Annotated in this window: 17 protein-coding genes; 8 read left to right on the forward strand and 9 right to left on the reverse strand. The window is 64.7% G+C overall.

All coding sequences use genetic code 11. The annotated features are described in order from the left end of the window. Nucleotides 1-75: 75 nt before the first annotated feature. Both mnmA and gcvA read right to left on the reverse strand, forming a co-directional pair. Complete coding sequence (mnmA, locus tag B2W22_RS17620; RefSeq protein WP_175124612.1) at nucleotides 76-1,194, reverse strand: tRNA 2-thiouridine(34) synthase MnmA; 1,119 nt, start codon at nucleotides 1,192-1,194, stop codon at nucleotides 76-78. 7 nt (nucleotides 1,195-1,201) lie between these two features. Continuing rightward, entirely contained in the window at nucleotides 1,202-2,128 is a 927-nt protein-coding gene (gene gcvA, locus B2W22_RS17625) for a transcriptional regulator GcvA (RefSeq protein WP_175124613.1), read from the reverse strand. A 237-nt stretch (nucleotides 2,129-2,365) separates the two neighbouring features. On the opposite strand from gcvA, the gene B2W22_RS17630 reads away from it, so the two are divergent. From B2W22_RS17630 to B2W22_RS17650, 5 genes are all read left to right on the forward strand, one after another. After that, nucleotides 2,366-3,355, forward strand: a complete 990-nt coding sequence (locus tag B2W22_RS17630; protein ID WP_175124614.1) for a Bug family tripartite tricarboxylate transporter substrate binding protein — start codon at nucleotides 2,366-2,368, stop codon at nucleotides 3,353-3,355. A gap of 67 nt (nucleotides 3,356-3,422) precedes the next feature. Beyond that, nucleotides 3,423-4,298, forward strand: a complete 876-nt coding sequence (locus tag B2W22_RS17635) for an N-formylglutamate amidohydrolase (RefSeq protein WP_175124615.1) — start codon at nucleotides 3,423-3,425, stop codon at nucleotides 4,296-4,298. A gap of 156 nt (nucleotides 4,299-4,454) precedes the next feature. After that, nucleotides 4,455-5,573 carry a Re/Si-specific NAD(P)(+) transhydrogenase subunit alpha gene (locus tag B2W22_RS17640; RefSeq protein ID WP_175124616.1) on the forward strand — a complete coding sequence of 373 codons (1,119 nt, stop codon included), beginning with the start codon at nucleotides 4,455-4,457 and terminating at the stop codon, nucleotides 5,571-5,573. Nucleotides 5,574-5,575: 2 nt separating this feature from the next. After that, nucleotides 5,576-5,893 (forward strand): NAD(P) transhydrogenase subunit alpha, encoded by a 318-nt coding sequence (locus tag B2W22_RS17645; RefSeq protein ID WP_006224972.1) that lies wholly within the window; start codon nucleotides 5,576-5,578, stop codon nucleotides 5,891-5,893. Beyond that, a complete protein-coding gene (locus B2W22_RS17650) occupies nucleotides 5,890-7,329 on the forward strand; it encodes an NAD(P)(+) transhydrogenase (Re/Si-specific) subunit beta (RefSeq protein WP_175124617.1) in 1,440 nt (479 codons plus the stop codon). The genes B2W22_RS17645 and B2W22_RS17650 overlap by 4 nt, the downstream gene beginning before the upstream one ends. Nucleotides 7,330-7,356: 27 nt before the next feature. Here the strand turns inward: B2W22_RS17650 and glcF are convergent, their stop codons facing one another. The 6 genes from glcF to tldD all read right to left on the reverse strand — a co-directional run bounded on the left by glcF (nucleotide 7,357) and on the right by tldD (nucleotide 15,730). Then, nucleotides 7,357-8,592, reverse strand: a complete 1,236-nt coding sequence (glcF, locus tag B2W22_RS17655) for a glycolate oxidase subunit GlcF (protein ID WP_175138769.1) — start codon at nucleotides 8,590-8,592, stop codon at nucleotides 7,357-7,359. Nucleotides 8,593-8,598: 6 nt separating this feature from the next. Then, nucleotides 8,599-9,705 (reverse strand): glycolate oxidase subunit GlcE, encoded by a 1,107-nt coding sequence (glcE, locus tag B2W22_RS17660; RefSeq protein ID WP_286939004.1) that lies wholly within the window; start codon nucleotides 9,703-9,705, stop codon nucleotides 8,599-8,601. Nucleotides 9,706-9,717: 12 nt separating this feature from the next. Further along, entirely contained in the window at nucleotides 9,718-11,217 is a 1,500-nt protein-coding gene (locus B2W22_RS17665) for an FAD-linked oxidase C-terminal domain-containing protein (RefSeq protein ID WP_175124620.1), read from the reverse strand. Between the two features lie 181 nt (nucleotides 11,218-11,398). Next, on the reverse strand, nucleotides 11,399-12,808 hold the full coding sequence (locus tag B2W22_RS17670) for an FAD-binding oxidoreductase (protein ID WP_175124621.1): 1,410 nt from the start codon (nucleotides 12,806-12,808) through the stop codon (nucleotides 11,399-11,401). A gap of 141 nt (nucleotides 12,809-12,949) precedes the next feature. After that, on the reverse strand, nucleotides 12,950-14,023 hold the full coding sequence (gene aroG / locus B2W22_RS17675; RefSeq protein WP_175124622.1) for a 3-deoxy-7-phosphoheptulonate synthase AroG: 1,074 nt from the start codon (nucleotides 14,021-14,023) through the stop codon (nucleotides 12,950-12,952). 246 nt (nucleotides 14,024-14,269) lie between these two features. Beyond that, nucleotides 14,270-15,730, reverse strand: coding sequence for a metalloprotease TldD (gene tldD, locus B2W22_RS17680; protein ID WP_286939007.1), 1,461 nt, complete (start codon nucleotides 15,728-15,730; stop codon nucleotides 14,270-14,272). Between the two features lie 747 nt (nucleotides 15,731-16,477). On the opposite strand from tldD, the gene B2W22_RS17685 reads away from it, so the two are divergent. Next, nucleotides 16,478-16,861: an H-NS family nucleoid-associated regulatory protein gene (locus tag B2W22_RS17685; protein ID WP_056567295.1), complete on the forward strand. Its 384-nt coding sequence runs from the start codon at nucleotides 16,478-16,480 to the stop codon at nucleotides 16,859-16,861. A gap of 88 nt (nucleotides 16,862-16,949) precedes the next feature. Here the strand turns inward: B2W22_RS17685 and B2W22_RS17690 are convergent, their stop codons facing one another. After that, nucleotides 16,950-17,585, reverse strand: a complete 636-nt coding sequence (locus tag B2W22_RS17690) for a DUF4136 domain-containing protein (RefSeq protein ID WP_175124624.1) — start codon at nucleotides 17,583-17,585, stop codon at nucleotides 16,950-16,952. A gap of 151 nt (nucleotides 17,586-17,736) precedes the next feature. Between B2W22_RS17690 and pepN the strand changes: the two genes are divergently transcribed. After that, nucleotides 17,737-20,442 carry an aminopeptidase N gene (gene pepN / locus B2W22_RS17695; protein WP_286939010.1) on the forward strand — a complete coding sequence of 902 codons (2,706 nt, stop codon included), beginning with the start codon at nucleotides 17,737-17,739 and terminating at the stop codon, nucleotides 20,440-20,442. Between the two features lie 10 nt (nucleotides 20,443-20,452). Then, nucleotides 20,453-21,472 (forward strand): class 1 fructose-bisphosphatase, encoded by a 1,020-nt coding sequence (locus B2W22_RS17700; protein WP_175124626.1) that lies wholly within the window; start codon nucleotides 20,453-20,455, stop codon nucleotides 21,470-21,472. Nucleotides 21,473-21,490 lie beyond the last annotated feature (18 nt).

The raw sequence follows: 21,490 nt of genomic DNA on the forward strand, positions 1-21,490 counted from the left end.
CTCAGTTTTATTGTCATGAACAAGGCCCCGCGGGCATGGCTCCGGGGGGCCTTGGTTACGTGCAGCGGGGACTGCTTAAATAATGATCCCGCCACCCAGGCAAACCTCGCCATCGTATAGCACGGCCGACTGCCCGGGCGTCACCGCCCATTGCGGCTCGGTGAAATCCAGCGAAAACGTCTCGGGCGCCGCATCGCCCAGGCGGCACGCCGCGTCGGCTTGCCGATAGCGGGTCTTGGCGCCGTAGGCGCCCGCTGCCGGCGGGTGACCGGCCACCCAGCTCGCGTCCTGCGCCTTCAGATCGCCAGACAGCAGCCAAGGATGGTCATGCCCCTGCACGACGTACAGCACGTTGCGTTCCAGATCCTTGCGTGCCACGTACCAGGCCTCGGCCGTGCCGTCGTCCCGCTGGCGGCCCTTGACGCCGCCCACGCCCAGCCCCTTGCGCTGGCCCAGCGTGTAGAACGAAAGCCCTTCGTGGCGGCCGACCTTCTGCCCTTCGGGCGTCAGGATGGGACCGGGCTCGGTGGGCAGGTAACGGTTCAGAAATTCCCGGAACGGCCGCTCGCCGATGAAGCAGATCCCCGTGGAATCCTTCTTGGCGGCGTTGTGCAGGCCGATCTCGTGCGCGATGCGCCGCACTTCGGTCTTGTGGATCTCGCCCAGCGGAAACAGCGTGCGCGACAACTGCGCCTGGTTCAGGCGATGCAGGAAGTAGCTCTGGTCCTTGGATGCGTCCAGCGCCTTCAGCAACTGGAACTGCGAGCCGCCGCCCTCGGCGGGCACTTCGCGCACGCGAGCGTAATGGCCGGTCGCGATGTGTTCTGCGCCCAGCGCCATGGCGTGGTCGAGGAACGCCTTGAACTTGATCTCGGCATTGCATAGGACGTCGGGGTTGGGCGTACGGCCCGCGGAGTATTCGCGCAGGAAATCCGCGAACACGCGGTCCTTGTACTCGGCGGCGAAGTTGACGTATTCGAACTCGACGCCGACCAGGTCCGCGACGCTGGCGGCGTCCAGGAGATCCTGGCGGGTGGAGCAGTATTCGGAATCGTCGTCGTCTTCCCAGTTCTTCATGAACAGGCCGACGACCTCGTAGCCTTGCTGTTTGAGCAGCCAGGCGGTGACCGAAGAATCGACCCCGCCGGACATGCCGACGACAACGCGGCCTTTCTTGGTGGATGTTTGACTCATGATGCGGCTATTTTAGATCGGACAAGGCGTCTTCCCGCGGCTGCGGTTCGGCGGCGCGCGACACTTCCATCAGCCAGGCGCGGAAGGCCTGCAGGGTGGGCAGATTGGCCTTCTGCTCGGGGTAGCACAGGTAATAGCCCATCCGCGCGCGGATCGGCAATTGCATCGCGATGGCCAGCTTGCCGTCGCGCAGCTCGTCCTCGATCAGGCAGCGCGGGATCAGCGCCACGCCGAAGCCCGCCGCGGCCGCCTGCGACAGCAGCGCGTACTGATCGAACCGGGCGCCTTCCAGGCTGCGCCGCGTATCGCAGCCGGCCTGCTCGAACCAGTCGCGCCAGCCTTCCAGGGCCGACGTATGGTGCAGCAGCGGATAGGCCAGCAGGTCTTCGGGCGACTGGCACCCGCCCGCGATCAGGCGGGGACTACAGACCGGCAGGATCTCGCGGCCCACGATGTAGTCCGCGCCGCTGCCGGGCCACAGCCCCTCGCCGAAGCGCACGGCGGCGTCCAATTCGGGTGTGGAGAAGTCGTAGCCCTGGCGGTGCGGCAGGAATTCCACGTGGATGTCGGGCCGCAGGCGCATGAAGGCCGTCAGCCGCGGAATCAGCCACCGCGCGCCGAACGTCGGCATACAGGTCAGGTTGAGCGTGCCGCCGCGCCCCTGGTGCGCGATCAGCTCGACGGTGGCCGCTTCGATCTGGCCGAGACCGGCCTGGATCTTGGCCAGATAGCTGCGGCCGGCTTCGGTCAGAACCAGGCCTTGCCTGATTCGTAGGAATAGTTCAACGCCGACGAACTCTTCCAGATGTTTCACCTGTTTACTCACGGCCCCCTGCGTCACGCACAATTCCTGCGCGGCGCGCGTGAAACTGCTGTGCCGGGCGGCAACTTCGAACGCCTGGAGATCCGTTAAAGAGGGACAGAAACGCCTCATCTGCAGCCCCCACCGAATGTGGGGCTCCCTTGCCCTGCGGGCATGATGACGGCAAAGGCACGGGCGACGGATGTTACAGAAAAGTAACGCCGACGAGGGCCTGCCGAAAAGAGGTATGAAAAAAAGTCATAGCTTACGGAGAATCTTTCGTTTGCGCAAACCTGCCCGCCAGGAAAGAATCGTCGGGTTTGCGTCTGCCTTTGCGCATCCGCTGTTCATTCATTAGTAGGGGAATTCATGCAACGCCGTAATGTAGTCCTGGGCCTGTGTGTCGCCGCCGCGACCCTGGCCACGCCGCTGACCTCGGGTATCGCGCACGCTGAAGATGCGTATCCCAGCAAGCCCATCCGCCTGATCGTTCCCTTCCCGCCCGGCGGCACCACCGACATCGTCGGCCGCCTGTTCGCCGACAAGCTCGGCAAGGAACTGGGCCAGACCGTCGTCGTGGAAAACCGCGGCGGCGCCGGCGGCTCGATCGGCAGCGCCTTCGTCGCCAGCAGCGCGCCGGACGGCTACGTCCTGGGCATCGCCACCGTCAGCACGCACGGCATCAACCCGGCCATCTACCCGAACCTGCCGTTCGATGGCGAGAAGGACTTCACGCCCGTCTCGAACCTGGCTGCCGTGCCGAACATCATGACCATCAACCCGAAGGTCCAGGCCAAGACCATCGCCGAATTCATCACGCTGGCCAAGAGCCAGCCCGGCAAGCTGACGTACGCGTCGGCCGGCAACGGTTCGGTCTCGCACATGATGGGCGAACTGTTCAAGATGGCCTCGGGCACCGACCTGATGCACGTGCCGTACCGTGGCGTGGGCCCCGCGCTGAACGACGCGCTGGCCGGCCAGGTCGACGTCATGTATGACAACCTGCCCTCCACGCTGCCGCACGTCCAGTCCGGCCGCCTGATCGCCATGGCCGTCGCCTCGCCGCAGCGCGTCGCATCGCTGCCCAACGTGCCCACGTTCGCCGAAGCCGGCCTGCCGGCCGTGAACGACGCCTCGTGGTTCGGTCTGGTCGCCCCGGCCAAGCTGCCCGCCCCCGTGCTGGCCAAGCTGAACGCCGCCGTCCAGAAGGTCAGCGCCGAAGAAGACGTCAAGAGCCGCCTTGCTGCCCTCGGCGCCTCGCCCGCTGCCAACACCCCGGCCGAATTCGGCGCGCAGATCTCGGCTGAAATCGCCAAGAACAAGCGCATCGCCAAAGAAGCCAACGTGAAGATCGACTAACCGGTCTTCGGTCCTCGCGCGCCCGTGGCGCGCGAGGACCTCCGATTCACGAACGCAGTACCCCCTTATGCGACTTACCCAGCCCCTGTCCTACCGCTTCGACCTCCCGCAGCACTATCCCGATTCGGAAATCTCGGTCCCTCTCGTGCTGGATTCCCCGCACAGCGGCACGACCTACCCCCCCGATTTCGCCGCCGCGGTGGACTTTGGCGCCTTGCGCACGGCCGAGGACACCTGGGTTGACGATCTATGGGGCGACGCCATCGAGATGGGCGTGCCGATGATCGCCGCGGCGTTTCCGCGCGCCTACATCGACGCCAACCGCGCCGCCGACGAGATCGACGAATTGCTGCTGGACGCGGCATGGCCCGACGCAATCAACCCCTCGCCCAAGGTCAAGCTGGGCAAGGGTCTGATCTGGCGCATGCTCGATGACGGCACCCCGCTGTACAACCGCAAGCTCACGGTGGACGAAGTGCGCCACCGCATCGATGCCTGCTGGAAGCCCTATCACGCCGCGCTTGGTCAGGTGCTGGACAACGCCCACCGCAAGTTCGGCAAGGTCTGGCACATCAACTGCCACTCGATGCCCAGCGTGGCCGGCGCCTTCGCCACCGATCGCCCGGGCCTGGTCCATCCCGACTTTGTGCTGGGCGACCGCGACGGCAGCACCAGCGATCCGGCCTTCCGCGAATTCATCGCCGCCTGGCTGCGCGAGCGCGGCTACAACGTCACCGTGAACGATCCCTACAAGGGCGTGGAACTGGTGCGCGCGTTCGGCCGCCCGCAACAAGGCCGCCACAGCCTGCAGATCGAGATCAACCGCAAGCTCTACATGGACGAAGTGTCGCTTCGTCCGACCGACAACTACGGCCGGCTGAAGGCCGATCTGCGCGACCTTACCGCCGCGCTGATCACCTGGACCCGCGCGCAGACGGCATAAGAAACGCCGCCCGTCCAGACGCCGGGTTGCAAGCCCCACGCCCCATGGTTCGCCATGGGTTTTTTTTTTGGCCCGGCGCAAGCGGCCAAAACGGGGGAGGCGTGAGAGCGCACATTCCGTGTATAACTACGGCGAACCTTCTGAGGAGAGGCGTCGATGCACATCGGGATACCTAAGGAAACCCGAGACGGGGAAACCCGTGTCGCAGCAACACCGGAGACCGTCAAGAAGTACGTGGGCGGCAAGCACACCGTCGTTGTGGAAAGTGGAGCCGGCGCCGCCGCCCGCTATCTCGATGAGGCCTATGTCGCCGCGGGCGCCACGCTCGGTTCAGCCCAGGATGCCCTGGGCGCCGAACTGGTCATGAAGGTTCGCGCGCCCGCCCCCGAAGAATTGCCCCGCATGAAGCCGGGCGCCGTGGTCGTGGGCATGCTCGATCCCTTCGACGCCGAAGGTCTGGCGCAAATGGCCGCCGCGGGCTTGACCGGCTTCGCGCTGGAAGCCGCGCCGCGCATCACCCGCGCGCAAAGCCTGGACGTGCTGTCGTCGCAGGCCAACCTGGCCGGCTACAAGGCCGTGCTGCTTGCGGCCCATCACTACGGCCGGCTGATCCCCATGATGATGACTGCCGCCGGCACCCTGAAAGCCGCGCGCGCCGTCGTCCTGGGCACCGGCGTGGCCGGCCTGCAGGCGATCGCCACCGCCAAGCGGCTGGGCGCAGTGGTCGAAGCCTCCGACGTACGGCCCGCCGCCCGCGAACAGGTCGAATCGCTGGGCGCCAAATTCATCGACGTGCCGTTCGAGACCGAGGAAGAGCGCGAGATCGCGCAAGGCACGGGCGGCTACGCGCGGTCCATGCCGCCCGCCTGGATGGCGCGCCAGGCCGCGCTGGTGTCCGAACGCTGCAAGCAGGCGGACATCGTCATCACCACCGCGCTGATCCCGGGACGCCCCGCCCCCACGCTGGTTTCGGCGGACACGGTCGCGGCCATGAAGCCGGGCTCGGTGCTGGTGGATCTTGCCGTCGAACGTGGCGGCAACTGCCCGCTGTCGGAAAAAGGGCAAATCGTCGAAAAGCACGGCGTGACGATCATCGGGCTGACCAACCTGCCCGGATTGGTCGCGACCGACGCCTCGGCGCTCTACGCGCGCAACATCCTGGATTTCCTGAAGCTCATCATCAATGCGGACGGCGCGCTGGCGATCCAGCGCGACGATGAAATCGTGGCAGCCTGCCTGGTGTGCGAAGGCGGCAATGTGACGCGGAGGACGTGACCATGGAAGCGATCAACCCCACCCTGATGAATCTGATCATCTTCGTGCTGGCCATCTATGTCGGCTATCACGTGGTCTGGAACGTCACGCCCGCGCTGCACACGCCGCTCATGGCGGTCACCAATGCCATTTCCGCGATCATCATCGTCGGCGCGATGCTGGCCGCCGCGCTGACCGAAGGCGGACTGGCGCGCGGCATGGGCGTATTCGCGGTGGCGCTGGCCGCCGTCAACGTCTTTGGCGGTTTTCTCGTGACGCGGCGCATGCTTGAAATGTTCAAGAAGAAGGACCGCAAGCCGGGCAAGGAGGAAGCGAAATGATCTCGCTGAACCTCGTCACCCTGCTCTACCTGATTGCCTCGGTCTGCTTCATCCAGGCGCTCAAGGGCCTGTCGCATCCCACCACCTCGCGTCTGGGCAACGCCTTCGGCATGGCCGGCATGGCGATCGCCGTGGTGACCACCGCGGCGCTCATCATCGGGCTGGCGCGCAGCGGCACGGCCACGATCGGGCTGGGCTGGGTCGTGCTGGGGCTGCTGGTCGGCGGTTCCATCGGTACGCTGATGGCCAAGCGCGTCGAGATGACCAAGATGCCCGAGCTGGTCGCCTTCATGCACAGCATGATCGGCCTGGCGGCGGTCGCGATCGCCGTGGCCGTCGTGGCCGAGCCGCACGCCTTCGGCATCGCGCCGCCCGGCATGGCCATCCCGACCGGCAACCGCTTCGAGCTCTTCATCGGCACGTTCGTGGGCGCCATTACGTTCTCGGGTTCGGTCATCGCCTTCGGCAAGCTGTCCGGCAAGTACAAGTTCCGGCTGTTCCAGGGCGCGCCGGTGGTGTTCGCCGGCCAGCACATGCTGAATCTGGCGCTGGCGCTGGCGATGCTGGGTTGCGGCCTCTGGTTCATGCTCACGCAGGAATGGACGCCGTTCATCATCATGACGCTCATCGCCTTCGTGCTGGGCGTGCTGATCATCATCCCGATCGGCGGGGCGGACATGCCGGTGGTGGTGTCGATGCTGAACAGCTATTCCGGGTGGGCGGCCGCGGGCATCGGCTTCTCGTTGAACAACCCCATGCTCATCATCGCCGGATCGCTGGTGGGCTCGTCGGGCGCCATCCTGTCCTACATCATGTGCAAGGCGATGAACCGGTCGTTCTTCAACGTGATCCTGGGCGGCTTTGGCGGGCAAGCGGGCGGCGGCGCGGCGGCAGGCGATGCGCAGCAGCGCAGCGTCAAGTCGGGCAGCCCGGACGACGCGGCGTTCCTGATGACCAACGCCGAAAGCGTCACCATCGTGCCGGGCTACGGCCTGGCTGTCGCGCGGGCCCAGCATGCCCTGAAGGAACTGGCCGAAAAGCTGACTGCGCGGGGCGTGACCGTGAAGTACGCCATCCACCCGGTGGCCGGCCGCATGCCCGGCCACATGAACGTGCTGCTGGCCGAGGCCGAAGTGCCTTACGACCAGGTCTTCGAGATGGAAGACATCAACAGCGAGTTCGGCCAGACCGACGTGGTGCTGGTGCTGGGCGCGAACGACGTGGTCAACCCGGCCGCCAAGAACGATCCCAAGTCACCCATCGCCGGCATGCCCATCCTCGAGGCCTACAAGGCGCGCACGGTCATCGTGAATAAGCGCTCCATGGCCTCGGGCTATGCCGGGCTGGACAACGAACTGTTCTACATGGACCGCACGATGATGGTCTTCGGCGACGCCAAGAAGGTGCTCGAAGACATGGTCAAGGCCGTGGAGTAACCCCAACGCCAGGCGCTGCGCGGCCGGCTAGCCCTGCGCAGCGCGGCGCAACTGCTCGTCGACCACTTCGACCCAATGGCGCACCGGCGTATCGGTGCCGCTTTGCAGATGGCCGATGCACCCGATGTTGGCCGACAGGATCACATCGGGACTGCCCACCGCGATGGCGCCCAGCTTGCGGTCACGCAGCTCCAGCGCGATGTCCGGATTCAATACCGAATACGCGCCCGCCGATCCGCAGCACAGATGCTTGTCCGCGAACGGCTGCAGCTCAAATCCCAGATCGACCAGCAATTGCTCTGACAACGGCCGCAGCCCTTGCCAGTGCTGCAACGTGCACGGCGGGTGAAACGATGCCCGCGTACCGGCCGGCAGACGCGACCGCAGCATGTCGGCGTGCGGCGCGACAATCTCCGCCACGTCCTTCACCAGCGCCACGATGTCGGCGGCTTTCTGCGCATACGCTGGGTCGTGGCGCAGATGGTGCGCGTATTCCTTGACCATGGCGCCGCAGCCCGACGCATTCATGACGATGGCCTCGACCTTGCCGTCCTGCACCAGCGGCCACCACGCGTCGACGTTGGCGCGCATCTGCGCCACGGCTTCGTCCTGCGCGTCCAGGTGAAAACTGACCGCGCCGCAGCAACCGGCGCCCGGCGCGATGCGCGCGCCGATGCCGACCGCATCCAGCACGCGGATGGTGGCGGCGTCGATGGTGGGCATCATGGCAGGCTGCACGCAGCCCGCCAGCATCAGGACCTGGCGATCGTGTCGCGCCACCTGCGGTAGCGGTCCGGCGTCGCGGCGTTCCGGCACCTTGCGCCGCAGGGCCTGGGGCAGGATGCCGCGCAGGCTCTGACCCAGACGCATGGCAGGCGCGAACATCGGCGACAGCATTGCCTTGCGCAGCAACGTGCGTTTGGTCTTGTCGCCCCACGACCGCTCCACGCGCTCGTCCACGATCTTGCGGCCGATGTCGACGAGGTGGCCGTACTCGACGCCGGACGGGCAGGTGGTCTCGCAATTGCGGCAGGTCAGGCAGCGGTCCAGATGCTGCTGCGTGGATTGCGTGGGCTCCTTGCCCTCCAGCACCTGCTTGATGAGATAGATGCGTCCGCGCGGGCTGTCCAGTTCGTCGCCCAGAACCTGATACGTCGGACAGGTGGCCGTGCAGAATCCGCAATGCACGCAGCGGCGCAGAATCGCGTCCGCCTCGTTGCCCAGATCGGTGCCGCTCGCCCAGGAAGCCAGATTGGTTTGCATGATGTCCTACAGCTCCAGGACCAGGCGGCCGGGGTTGAAGAGGCCGGCGGGATCGAGTTCCTGCTTCAGCCTGCGGGTGATTGCGCCGACACCCGGCGCAAGCGGATGGAACACGCCATCGGCGGGCGGCGGGGTATCGGCGGGCCGGAACAGCGTCGCGTGACCGCCATGTCGGGCCGCCATATCGCGCATTTCGGCGGCATCGCGCTGACCGCTCAGCCAACGCTGGCCACCGCCCCACTCCACCAGCATCGGCCCCAGTTCCAGATCGGCGGTGGTTGGCGGCAGGGCCAGCCGCCACAATGGCCGGTCTGGCGCAAAGAACGGGTGCGTCTGCTCGCGCAACGACCGCCACCATGCGTCGGCCGCATCGGGCGCCAGCACATCGCCGCCGATCAGCGCTCGCGCGCTGGCCAGCGCGGGCGGCGCGCCCGACAGGCGCACCATCGTCATGCCGTCCGCGCCGTCGGCATCGCTTGACCAGCTCGATGCCGAGATCGGCAGCGGCTTGCCGCGCCAGAAGGCAAAGTTGGCCAGCGCCTGCGCTTGCGTCGCGGGCAACGCCAGCGTCATCTCTTCCATCGGCTTGGGCACGACCTTCAGCGACACCTCCAGGATGGCGCCGAAGATGCCGTGCGAGCCGGCCAGGAGGCGCGACACGTCATAGCCCGCCACGTTCTTCATGACCTCGCCACCAAAGGAAAGGATGCGTCCTTCCGAATCCAGCAGTTGCGCACCGAGCACAAAATCCTTCAAGGCGCCGGCGCTCATGCGGCGCGGGCCCGACAGGCCGGCCGCGACGCAGCCGCCCACCGTCGCGGTCGGCGCAAAATGCGGCGGCTCGAAAGCCAGCATCTGGCCGTGCTCGGCAAGCGCGGCCTCCAGTTCGGCCAGCGGCGTGCCGGCGCGCACCGTCACCACGAGTTCGGATGGGTGGTAGCTGACGATGCCGCGGTACGGCGTCATATCCAGCAGGCAATGGCCATCCTGCGGCCGCACGGGACGGTAGTTACCGTAGAACCGCTTGCTGCCGCCGCCCATCACGAACAGGGGTTTGTGGCCGGCACGGGCCGTCATGACCTGGTCGCACAATTCCGACAGGACAAAATCCATAAGGGATACGTCCTAGAAACGGGCGAGATCGGGGAAGCGCAGTTCTCCCGCATGGACGTGCATCTTGCCGTATTCGGCGCAGCGTGCCAGCGTGGGGATGACCTTTTCAGGATTCAGCAGGCACGGCGGATCAAAGGCCCGCTTGACTGCCAGGAACGCGTCGAGTTCTTCGCGAGAGAATTGCACGCACATTTGATTTATCTTCTCCATTCCCACACCGTGCTCTCCGGTCACGGTTCCTCCCACTTGCACGCACAGCTCAAGAATGGCCGCACCGAATTTCTCGGCGCGCTCCACCTCGTCCGGCTTATTCGAATCGAACAGGATCAGCGGATGCAGATTGCCGTCGCCGGCATGAAAGACGTTGGCGCATCGCAGGCCGAATTCGTCTTCCATCTGTTCAATGGCGCCCAGTACGCGCGCCAGATGACGGCGCGGTATCGTGCCGTCCATGCAGTAGTAATCGGGCGACACGCGCCCGGCAGCCGGAAACGCGTTCTTGCGCCCCGCCCAGAATTTCAACCGTTCCGCTTCGGATGCCGACACCTGGCAGCGCGTGGCGCCGGCTTGCCGGAACACGGCCTCCATGCGCGCGATCTCGTGCGCCACCTCTTCGGGCGTGCCGTCCGATTCGCACAGCAGGATGGCCTGCGCGTCCATGTCGTAGCCCGCGCGGACAAACGGCTCGACCATGTGCGTGGCGCGGCGGTCCATCATTTCAAGACCCGCCGGAATCATGCCTGCCGCGATCACCTGCGTGACCGCGTTGCCTGCCGCCTCGACGCTGGAAAAACTGGCCATGACGACCTGCTGGCAGGCCGGCTTGGGAATGAGCTTGACGGTCACTTCGGTCACGACGCCCAGCATGCCCTCAGACCCGACGAACACAGACAACAGGTCCAGTCCGGGCGCGTCCGGCGCGTGCGATCCCAGTTCGACCACGTCGCCGTCGATTGTGACCACACGCACGCGCAGCACGTTGTGCACGGTCAGGCCGTATTTCAGGCAATGCACGCCGCCAGAGTTTTCCGCGACGTTGCCGCCGATGGAGCACGCGATCTGGCTCGATGGGTCCGGCGCGTAATACAGCCCATACGGCGACACGGCTTCGGAGATCGCAAGATTGCGCACGCCCGGCTCGACGATCGCGGTCGTGCTGGCCAGGTCGATATGCTTGATCCGGTTGAATTTGGACAGCCCAAGCAACACCCCTTGGCTGTGCGGCATGGCGCCGCCCGACAATCCCGTTCCGGCGCCGCGCGCGACAATAGGCGCGTTCAGGCGCTTGCAGATGCGCATGATGGCCTGCACCTGCGCTTCCGTTTCGGGCAAGGCGACGACCGCGGGAATCGAGCGGTAAAGGGATAGGCCATCGCATTCGTAAGGACGGGTGTCCTCTTCGCGATAAAGCACACAGTGCGCGGGCAACGCGGCCGACAACGCCTCGATGAGCTGCTGCTGCGAATAAGGCGCCTGCGCTTGTGCCAGGCCGGTTTCGACCAGTGAATTCATGAGCGCAACAATAGCGCGTGTGCCCATGTTAATCAGGCCGGGATTTACCCGCACCTGACGCATTTACCGGCATTTGCGGCAAGTTCATACGTAACCGGCCGTAAACCGTGAAGCAGCCTGTCGCGTAAAAGCAGCAGGCGCTGACGGATCGAGGGAGGCGTTTGCAGCCTCCCCCTGTTGATTACCAGGACACGATCTTGCCTGGATTCAGGATGTTGTTCGGGTCAAACGCGTGCTTCAGGCTGCGCATCAGATCCAGCGCGTCTTCGCCGTGTTCTTCCGCCATGAATTGCATCTTGTGCAGGCCGACGCCGTGCTCGCCCGTGCAGGTGCCATCGGCAGCGATGGCGCGGCGCACGAGGTTGTGATTGATGGCTTCCGATTCCTGCCATTCCTGCGCGTTGTCAGCGTCCAGCAGCATCAGCACATGGAAGTTGCCGTCGCCCACGTGGCCGACGATGGTGTACGGGAAGCTTGCGCGGTCCAGTTCCTCGACGGTGTCGCGCACGCAGTCGGCCAGGCGCGAAATCGGCACGCAGACGTCGGTGGTGCTGGCGCGGCAGCCGGGACGCAACTGCAGGCCCGCAAAATACGCGTTGTGGCGCGCAGTCCAGAGGCGGCTGCGGTCTTCGGGACGCTCGGCCCATTCGAAGTCCATGCCGCCGTGTTCGGCCGTGATGGCCTGCACGGTTTCGGCCTGCTCCTGAACGCCGGCGGGGCTGCCGTGAAATTCAAATACCAACAGTGGCGTTTCGCGCAGGGTCAGCTTGCTGTGCAGGTTGACGGCACGCACGCTGGCGGCGTCCATGAACTCGACGCGCGCGATCGGCACGCCCATCTGAATGATCTCGATCACGCTCTGCACGGCGGCGTCCAGCGTCGGGAAATTGCAGACGGCGGCGGACACGGCTTCGGGCTGTGGATACAGGCGCACGGTCACTTCGGTGATGATGCCGAGCGTGCCCTCGCTGCCCACGAAAATGCGCGTCAGGTCGTAGCCGGCCGACGACTTGCGGGCGCGGCCCGCGGTGCGGATGATGCGGCCGTCCGCGGTGACGACGGTCAGCGACATGACGTTTTCGCGCATCGTGCCGTAACGCACGGCGTTGGTGCCAGACGCGCGGGTGGCGGCCATGCCGCCCAGGCTGGCGTCGGCGCCCGGGTCAATCGGAAAGAACAAACCGGTGCTGCGGATCTCTTCGTTAAGCTGCTTGCGCAGCACGCCGGCCTGCACCGTGGCGGTGAGGTCTTCGGCGTTGATGGCGAGAACCTTGTTCATCTGCGACAGGTCCAGGCTGATGCCGCCCTGGATCGCAAGAATGTGGCCTTCGAGGGACGAGCCGGCGCCGTACGGAATCAAGGGAACGCGGTGCTCGTTGCACACCTTGGCGACGAATGCGACATCTTCCGTCGAGTGCGCGAAGACCACGGCGTCGGGCAGCATGGCGGGGTAAGGCGATTCGTCGCGGCCATGGTGTTCGCGCACGGCGGCCGATTCCGACAGGCGGTCGCCAAAGTGCGCACGCAGGGCATCCAGACAGGCGGCCGGAACCGCGCGGCGCAACGATTCGGCGTGCAAGGGAGCGTTCATGATCTCGTGGTTTCCCGGGTTCGATAATCCGAATATTCTACGCCGCCTCGCGTGCTGCGCCGCACACCGCCCCAGGCTGACGGTGCGCGGCGTGAACCCCCCTCATTTTCCGGAATCGCTTGCCGGAATCACTTGCCGGATTTACTTGCCAGACGTCAGCGCCACGCGGCGGCGTTCGCGCACGGCTTGCGCCAGGCGCTCCAGCACGGCCACGGACGCATCCCAGTCGATGCAGCCGTCGGTGATGCTCTGGCCGTACACCAGCGGTTGGCCCGGCACCATGTCCTGGCGGCCGCCCAGCAGATGGCTTTCGACCATGACGCCGACCAGGCGCGCATCGCCGGCTTCCATCTGGCGCGCCACGTCTTCGACGACGAGCGGCTGGTTCTCCGGCTTCTTGCTGCTGTTGGCGTGGCTGGCGTCGACCATGATGCGCTGCGCGAGACCGGCCTTGGACACGTCCTGGCAAGCGGCGTCCACGCTGGCCGCGTCGTAATTCGGCGTCTTGCCGCCGCGCAGGATGACGTGGCAGTCCTCGTTGCCCGCCGTGGACACGATGGCCGAATGGCCGCCCTTGGTCACCGACAGGAAATGGTGCGGCTGCGAGGCCGCCTTGATCGCATCGACGGCGATCTTCACGTTGCCGTCCGTGCCGTTCTTGAATCCCACCGGACACGACAGGCCCGACGCCAGCTCGCGGTGCACCTGGCTCTCCGTCGTGCGCGCCCCGATCGCCCCCCAGGAGACCAAATCCGCGATGTACTGCGGCGTAATCATGTCCAGGAACTCGCATCCCGCCGGCAAGCCCATGCTGTTGATGTCCAGCAGCAGTTCGCGGGCGACGCGCACGCCCTTGTTGATGTCGAAGCTGCCGTCCAGGTCGGGATCGTTGATCAGGCCTTTCCAGCCCACGGTCGTGCGCGGCTTCTCGAAGTACACGCGCATCACGATTTCCAGGTCCGCGCTCAGGCGGTCGCGCACGGGCTTCAAACGCTTGGCGTATTCGATGGCGGCGCGCGTGTCGTGGATGGAACACGGACCGATCACGACGATCATGCGATCGTCCATGCCGTGCAGGATGCGGTGCATGCCTTGCCGCGCGGCGAAGACGGTCTCGGACGCCTCCTTGGTGCACGCGAACTCGCGCATCACGTGCGAGGGCGGATTCAGTTCCTTGATTTCTCGAATACGAAGGTCATCGGTGTTGTGCGACACGGTACTGCTCCTGGGTTGCCCGCCACGGCGGCATAAAAAAAGCCGCCAGATCTGCTGGCGGCTTTTTTGGGGGGATTCTGTCCAAACTTCAGATTGAGCGCGTCCCTTCCTCCGCCAGCGGCTTCAGAAAACCAAAAAAATAAAAATAAAAGGCGGGGGACGCGAATTTCATGGGGACCGACTCTAGCACAGTTTTTTGAGGGCGTCACGCCGGATTTTTGCCGGATGCCGCCCCCATTTATGCCATCAGGCCGTGCCGCCGACCGTCAGGCCTTCCATGCGGACCGTCGGCATGCCGACACCGACGGGCACGCTCTGGCCGTCCTTGCCGCAGGTGCCCACGCCAGAGTCCAGCTGCAGGTCGTTGCCGATCATGGTGACGCGGTTCATGGCGTCGGGGCCATTGCCGATGAGCGTGGCGCCCTTGACCGGATACGTAACCTTGCCGTCTTCGATCATGTAGGCCTCGGAGGCCGAGAACACAAACTTGCCGTTGGTGATGTCGACCTGGCCGCCGCCAAAGTTGACGGCATACAGGCCCCGTTTGACCGAGGCGACGATTTCGTCGGCGGGCTTGTCGCCGGCCAGCATGTACGTGTTGGTCATGCGCGGCATCGGCAGGTGCGCGAAGGACTCGCGGCGGCCGTTGCCGGTGGCCGCGGTCTTCATCAGGCGCGCATTCAGCGTGTCCTGCATGTAGCCGCGCAGAATGCCGTCTTCGATCAGGACATTGCGCTGCGTGGCATTGCCTTCGTCGTCGATGTTGAGCGAACCGCGGCGGTCGGGAATCGTGCCGTCGTCGATCACGGTGACGCCCTTGGACGCCACGCGCTCGCCGATGCGGCCGGAGAACACGCTGGATCCCTTGCGGTTGAAGTCGCCTTCCAGGCCATGGCCGACGGCTTCGTGCAGCAGGATGCCAGGCCAGCCCGAGCCCAGGACAACCGTCATTTCGCCGGCCGGTGCGGGACGCGCCTCGAGGTTGACCATGGCTTCGTGCACGGCGCGCTCGACATAGCCCTGCAGCATCTCGTCGGTGAAGTAGGCCAGGCCCAGCCGCCCACCGCCGCCGGCGTGACCCATTTCGCGACGGCCATTGCGTTCGGCAATCACGGTGAGCGACAGGCGCACCAGGGGACGCACGTCTGCGGCCAGGCGGCCGTCGCTGCCCGCGACCAGCACCACGTCGTATTCCGCGCCCAGTCCGGCCATGACCTGGATCACGTGGGGATCGCGCGCCCGCGCCATGCGCTCGATGCGCTCGAGCAGTGCGACCTTTTCGGGCGCGCTGAGGCTGGCGACGGGGTCGATGTCCGCATACAGGCTACGGCCGATCTCGGCCTCGACGTGAGCGGCGACCTTGACCTTGCCGGCGCCGCGGCGCGCGATGCCGCGCACGGCGTGCGCCGACGACAGCAGCGCGTCGGGAGACAGGGAATCCGAATAGGCGAATGCGGTCTTTTCGCCGCTGACGGCCCGGACACCCACGCCCTGGCTGATGGAGAAACTTCCCGTCTTCACAATCCCTTCTTCAAGGCTCCAGCCTTCGCTGCGCGTGTACTGGAAATACAGGTCGGCGTAATCGACCTTGTGGGTGAAGATTTCACCCAGTGCCCGCGCCATGTCCGCTTCGGTCAGCCCCCAGGGGTCGAGCAGAAGGGATTTGGCGGTGGCCAGGGAAGCAATGGCGGGATCGATGATTTTCATAGGCTCAGTTCAGGAACGGCACCGGGGCCGCGCATGCGCGTCATGGCGCTCAAGACCGTATCGTACCGCCGACAAGGACCCGGCGTCGCGCCGGACACCAAAAGTCGCGGTGCGCCGTAGTGGCAAATGCGGCACGCTATGCGGGACAAAATGATCTCGCATTATCTTGCCCATACAGATGGGGGCGGCATACTGGGCATCAAGTTAAGTATCAAGTTAAGCAATTACGCCCGGACCGCATTGCCTATCAGACGATTTCGATCTTGTCGTACGACCTGACAACAAAATGAAATCCGAGGGACGGAACACCGTTGTTCCGGGGGTATACCACCGCAGGGGGTCACAAAGCCATAATGTATAACGCGTGCGTTTGCGACAAATTCAGCACGCAGCGAGCGCTCGGTTATTGACGCCAGACGCGCTTCGATAGTTCCCCGCACTGGCTTGCAGACCGACGATTTCGTCAGCCTGCAAGCCATTCTTGGAGTTGTCCGACAATTAACGATCCCAATGCAAACCCGTTAGCCAAGCGGCCACTTGTTTCAGTTTGTCCCAAATTTAAGATATTGCTTCCTATGTTGTGAAAATTGCGGCGACCCGCAAGCGATAAGCCTTCCCGCGCTTTTGATACAAAGTAATTAGTCTGAGAATGGCGATACCCCGACTTAAATTCTGTATTATGCGAAGCACAACAAATAAACATAACTTCGCCGGCGATTAAAGCAGTTCCATAATCAGGAATAAACCATGGCCCGAGAAACCTACGCAGCTCTGCAAGCAAAGATCGAAAAGGAAATCAACAAGCTCCAAAAGAAGGCCGAAGTCCTCCAGACGAAGCGCCGCAAGCCGGTGATCACGTCCATCATCACGTCGATGCGCGAGTACGACATCACGCCTGAAGAAATCATCGCCGCCTACGGCGCCGGCAAGCCCGCCCGCGCTGCCACGGGTGGCCGCCGCAAGGCCAGCGCCCCCGCCCGCGCAGGCGGCGCCGCGAAGCGCGCGGTGGCGCCCAAGTATCGCCACCCGCAAACCGGAGAAACCTGGAGCGGCCGCGGCAAGGCGCCGCGCTGGCTCGCTGCCGAAGAAGCCGGCGGCGCAACCCGCGAGAGTTTTCTTATCAAGGAATAAAACCTATTCCTCAGTAAGAAATAAAACGGCGCACCATCATGGTGCGCCGTTTTTATTTTAGGAAACCACCGCCGAGAACCTTCCCGGCTCAACGCGCGGGGAATTGAATCTCTCGTTCAGCGCCGTTATTGCCGGGGAAATTGTCGAATATGGCGCGCACCAGATAGGGCATGGTGCGAAGCAAATCATCGCGCTCGCTCAAAATGAAGGCGGTCGAACGGTATACCTCGGCACCGCCCTGCTGGGTATCCCGTATGAAGAGCGACAGCGAATTGCGCTGGACCACCATGGGCACGTCGACCCAGTCCGGACCCCAGAAACCCGCGCCCATGCCCCACGGTCCTGGCCCATAAAAACCGCCATAGCCGCCATAGAAATACGGATCGTACGGACGGCGCACCATCACCTGCGTCTGTGTGGTGCCATAACGGAACGACACCTCGAAGCGGGCCTTTACGCCTTGGCGGGCTTCGACCAGACCCGTAGCGCCGATACCCGCGCGCACCATGTCCTGGAACGACTGATATTCCAGATTATTGATTTGGGATGGGTCGGCGGGAACAAACTGATAGGTCTGGCCTTCGACAGCCGCCGGCCATTGCTGAAACGACGTCACGCGGGCCGAGACGGTCGGCGCGGCGCAGCCCGTCAACGTCATCGCCCCCAGGACGGCAAGAATACCGGCCCACCGGCCAAGACTGCTGAACCAAGACGACCTGGACATTTGCAACTCCTTCAGCGCACGACGGCGCCATCATAACGAGCTTTGACATAAGCGCTTGCCAAAAGTTTTCAGGCTAGCCCGTAAGCCCAAGGTTCCGCTCATCGGCCAGCCACTACAATAGCCTTCTTGTTCATACAGGACTGCAAATCCCATGCGCACCGACACGCCCGTTACCGTTTACCGCAAGGATTACCAGCCCTACCCCTACGAAATTCCCGAAGTCGCCCTCGCCTTCGACCTCGCGCCCGACGCGACCGAAGTGCGCTGCACGATGCACGTGCAGCGCAGGCCTGAGGCCAGCGCCGACGCCGTCCTGATCCTGGACGGAGAAGAGTTGGAACTCGTGTCGGTAGGCGTGAATGGCGAGCCGCTGCCCGCCGCCAGCTACCAGCTGTCCGAGCACACCCTCACGCTGCGTGGCCTGCCTGCCGACGCCACGGTTGAAATCGTCAGCCGCTGCAAGCCGTCCGCCAATTCCACCCTGATGGGTTTGTACGTGTCGGGCGGCAATTTCTTCACGCAATGCGAGGCCGAAGGCTTCCGCCGCATTACGTGGTTTGCTGACCGCCCCGACGTCATGTCGCGTTATCGCGTGACGCTGCGCGCGCAGCCCGAGTATCCCGTGCTGCTGTCCAACGGCAACCTGATCGCCTCGCGCCAGTTGCCCGACGGCCGCAACGAGGTCGAATGGGAAGATCCGTTCCCCAAGCCCTGCTATCTGTTCGCGCTGGTGGCGGGCAACCTCACGCATCGCGAAACCACAGTCAAGACGGTCAGTGGCCGCGATGTGCTGCTGCAGGTCTACAGCGACCCCGGCTCCGAAACCAAGACCGAATGGGCGCTGGATTCGCTGGTGCGTTCGCTGCGCTGGGACGAAAGCCGCTTCGGGCTTGAACTGGACCTGGACCGCTTCATGATCGTGGCCGTCCATGACTTCAATATGGGAGCCATGGAAAACAAAGGTCTGAATATCTTCAACGCGGCTTACGTGCTGGCCGATCCGCAGACGGCCACCGACGCGAACTACGAAGGTATTGAATCGGTAATCGGGCACGAATACTTCCACAACTGGACCGGCAACCGCGTCACCTGCCGCGACTGGTTCCAACTGAGCCTGAAAGAAGGCCTGACAGTCTTCCGCGACCAGGAATTCAGCGCCGACATGATGGCGCGCGACATGGACGCCGCAGCCGCGGCCAGCGCGCGCGCCGTCAAGCGCATCGATGACGTCGTGGCGCTGCGCGCCGCGCAGTTCCCCGAAGACGCCGGCCCCATGGCGCATCCGATCCGTCCGGAAAGCTACCAGGAGATCGGCAACTTCTACACGGCCACCGTGTATGAAAAAGGCGCCGAGGTCATCCGCATGCAGCACACGCTGCTGGGCGAAACCGGCTTCCGCGCGGGCATGGACGAATACTTCCGCCGCCACGACGGCCAGGCCGTCACGTGCGACGATTTCGTCGCCGCTATGGAATCGGTTTACGTCAAGCAGCATCCCGGCCGCGACCTGTCAGTGTTTCGCCGCTGGTACCGGCAGGCCGGCACGCCCCGCGTTTCGGTCAGGCTCGATCACGACGCCGCCGCGCGCCGTTGCACCGTGACACTCACCCAGTCGTGCCCGCCCGTCGGCGTCGAAAAGAAGGCCGGCCCGGACTACGTCAAAGCGCCCTTCCTCATTCCCTTTGCGATCGGCCTGCTGGACCGCGATGGCAATGCGCTGCCGCTGCGCCACGAGGGCGCCGTCGTGGACACCGCACTGCTGGAACTGACCACGCAAAGCCAGCAATGGGTGTTCGAAGATATCGCCGAACGGCCCGTGCCTTCGCTGCTGCGCGACTTCTCCGCGCCGGTCATCGTGGATTACGACTGGTCCAACGAAGAACTGGCGCTGCTGTCCGCACACGACGGCAATCCGTTTGCGCGCTGGGAAGCCGGCCAGGAACTGGCCACCCGCCAGATTCTGGCGCTCGCGGACGCCCGCCAGGCGGGCCGTACGCTGCACGCCGAGGCGGCTTTCATCGACGCCTGGCGCGCGTTGCTCACCGATCCCGCATTGGATGCCGCCTACCGTGCGCGCGCCTTGGCGCTGCCGTCGGAAAAGACACTGGCCGAACGCATGCAGCAGGTGGATCCGCCCGCTCTGGCCGTGGCACGCGACTTCCTGCGCGCCGAACTGGGCCGTCAACTCCAGGCCGAGTTCCGCCGCGCCTTCGACGAGAACCAGACGCCGGGCGAGTACAGCCCTGCCCCGATTCCCGCCGGCATGCGCGCCCTGAAGAATCTGGCGCTCAGCCACCTGATGGCGGCCGGCGAGCCCGAAGCCCAGCGCCTGGCCGAACAACAGTACGCCAATGCGGGCAACATGACCGACAGCATGGCCGCGCTGACTGCCCTGATCAATTTCGGACAAGGCGACTTCCCGCAGCAGGCGCTGGCCGCTTTCTATACGAAATGGAGCGCCAATCCACTGGTGGTGGACAAGTGGTTCGCGTTGCAGGCGGCCGCCCGCTCGACAACCGTGCAGACCGCCCGGGAGCTGATGAAGCACCCGGCCTTCACGCTGCGCAACCCCAATCGCGCCCGCGCGCTGATTTTCCAGTTCTGCCTCAACAACGCCCGCGGCATGCACCATCCGGACGGCTCGGGCTATGCCTTCTGGGCCGAGCAGGTGCTGGCGCTGGACGCGCTGAACCCGGAAATCGCCGCGCGCCTGGCGCGTGCGCTGGACAACTGGTCGCGCTTCGTCCCCACGCTGCGCGCGCCCATGCAGGCCGCGCTTGAAAAAGTGCGCCAGCACGACGGTCTGTCGCGCAACGTGCAGGAAATCGTATCCAAGGCTTTAGAATTCGCCGCATAGGGAGATCCTTTTGAAACGTAAAACACTGACTCAATACCTGGTGGAGCAGCAACGCTCCGCCCAAGCCCTGGCGCCGGAAGTCCGGCTGCTCATCGAAGTGGTGGCGCGCGCCTGCAAGGCCATCAGCCATGCGGTCAGCAAGGGCGCGCTGGGCGGCGTGCTTGGCAGCCTGGAAAGCGAAAACGTCCAGGGCGAAGTCCAGAAGAAGCTGGACGTGCTGTCCAACGAGATCCTGCTGGAAGCCAATGAATGGGGCGGCCACCTGGCGGCCATGGCCTCGGAAGAGATGGAAACCATCCATCTGATCCCTAACCGCTACCCCAAGGGCGAATACCTGCTGCTGTTTGATCCCCTGGATGGCTCGTCGAACATCGACGTGAACGTCTCCATCGGCACCATCTTTTCGGTGCTGCACGCGCCGCATGATGTGTCGGGCGCCCCCGTCTGCGAAGACGACTTCCTGCAGCCGGGCAACAAGCAGGTGGTGGCCGGCTACGCCGTCTACGGTCCCCAGACGATGCTGGTGCTGACCATCGGCAACGGCGTCGTGGGCTTCACCCTGGATCGCGAAATGGGATCGTGGGTGCTGACGCACGAGAACATCCGCGTGCCGGAAGACACCAAGGAATTCGCCATCAACATGTCGAACATGCGGCACTGGGCCCCGCCGGTCAAGCGCTACATCGACGACTGCCTGGCTGGCTCCACCGGCCCGTTGGGCAAGGATTTCAACATGCGCTGGATCGCCTCGATGGTGGCGGACGTGCATCGCATCCTGACCCGCGGCGGCATCTTCATGTACCCGTGGGACGCGCGCGAACCCGGCAAGGCCGGCAAGCTGCGCCTGATGTACGAAGCCAACCCCATGAGCTTCCTGATCGAACAGGCGGGCGGCGCGGCCATCAACGGCACGCAGCGCATCATGGACATCCAGCCTGAAAAGCTGCACCAGCGCGTGAGCGTGATCCTGGGTTCCAAGAACGAAGTCGAACGCGTGGGCCGCTACCACGCCGAGGACGCGGGCAAGTAAACTGCGCCCGTTCGTTCC

The sequence above is a fragment of the Achromobacter sp. UBA4530 genome, assembly GCF_002388205.1.
Taxonomy (GTDB): Bacteria; Pseudomonadota; Gammaproteobacteria; order Burkholderiales; family Burkholderiaceae_B; genus Achromobacter; species Achromobacter animicus.

What these genes read in the sequence shown, in the direction of transcription:
- mnmA (WP_175124612.1), bottom strand. Translation starts at nt 1,194, where the DNA reads ATGAGTCAAACATCCACCAAGAAAGGCCGCGTTGTCGTCGGCATGTCC.
- gcvA (WP_175124613.1), bottom strand. Translation starts at nt 2,128, where the DNA reads ATGAGGCGTTTCTGTCCCTCTTTAACGGATCTCCAGGCGTTCGAAGTT.
- B2W22_RS17630 (WP_175124614.1), top strand. Translation starts at nt 2,366, where the DNA reads ATGCAACGCCGTAATGTAGTCCTGGGCCTGTGTGTCGCCGCCGCGACC.
- B2W22_RS17635 (WP_175124615.1), top strand. Translation starts at nt 3,423, where the DNA reads ATGCGACTTACCCAGCCCCTGTCCTACCGCTTCGACCTCCCGCAGCAC.
- B2W22_RS17640 (WP_175124616.1), top strand. Translation starts at nt 4,455, where the DNA reads ATGCACATCGGGATACCTAAGGAAACCCGAGACGGGGAAACCCGTGTC.
- B2W22_RS17645 (WP_006224972.1), top strand. Translation starts at nt 5,576, where the DNA reads ATGGAAGCGATCAACCCCACCCTGATGAATCTGATCATCTTCGTGCTG.
- B2W22_RS17650 (WP_175124617.1), top strand. Translation starts at nt 5,890, where the DNA reads ATGATCTCGCTGAACCTCGTCACCCTGCTCTACCTGATTGCCTCGGTC.
- glcF (WP_175138769.1), bottom strand. Translation starts at nt 8,592, where the DNA reads ATGCAAACCAATCTGGCTTCCTGGGCGAGCGGCACCGATCTGGGCAAC.
- glcE (WP_286939004.1), bottom strand. Translation starts at nt 9,705, where the DNA reads ATGGATTTTGTCCTGTCGGAATTGTGCGACCAGGTCATGACGGCCCGT.
- B2W22_RS17665 (WP_175124620.1), bottom strand. Translation starts at nt 11,217, where the DNA reads ATGAATTCACTGGTCGAAACCGGCCTGGCACAAGCGCAGGCGCCTTAT.
- B2W22_RS17670 (WP_175124621.1), bottom strand. Translation starts at nt 12,808, where the DNA reads ATGAACGCTCCCTTGCACGCCGAATCGTTGCGCCGCGCGGTTCCGGCC.
- tldD (WP_286939007.1), bottom strand. Translation starts at nt 15,730, where the DNA reads ATGAAAATCATCGATCCCGCCATTGCTTCCCTGGCCACCGCCAAATCC.
- B2W22_RS17685 (WP_056567295.1), top strand. Translation starts at nt 16,478, where the DNA reads ATGGCCCGAGAAACCTACGCAGCTCTGCAAGCAAAGATCGAAAAGGAA.
- B2W22_RS17690 (WP_175124624.1), bottom strand. Translation starts at nt 17,585, where the DNA reads ATGTCCAGGTCGTCTTGGTTCAGCAGTCTTGGCCGGTGGGCCGGTATT.
- pepN (WP_286939010.1), top strand. Translation starts at nt 17,737, where the DNA reads ATGCGCACCGACACGCCCGTTACCGTTTACCGCAAGGATTACCAGCCC.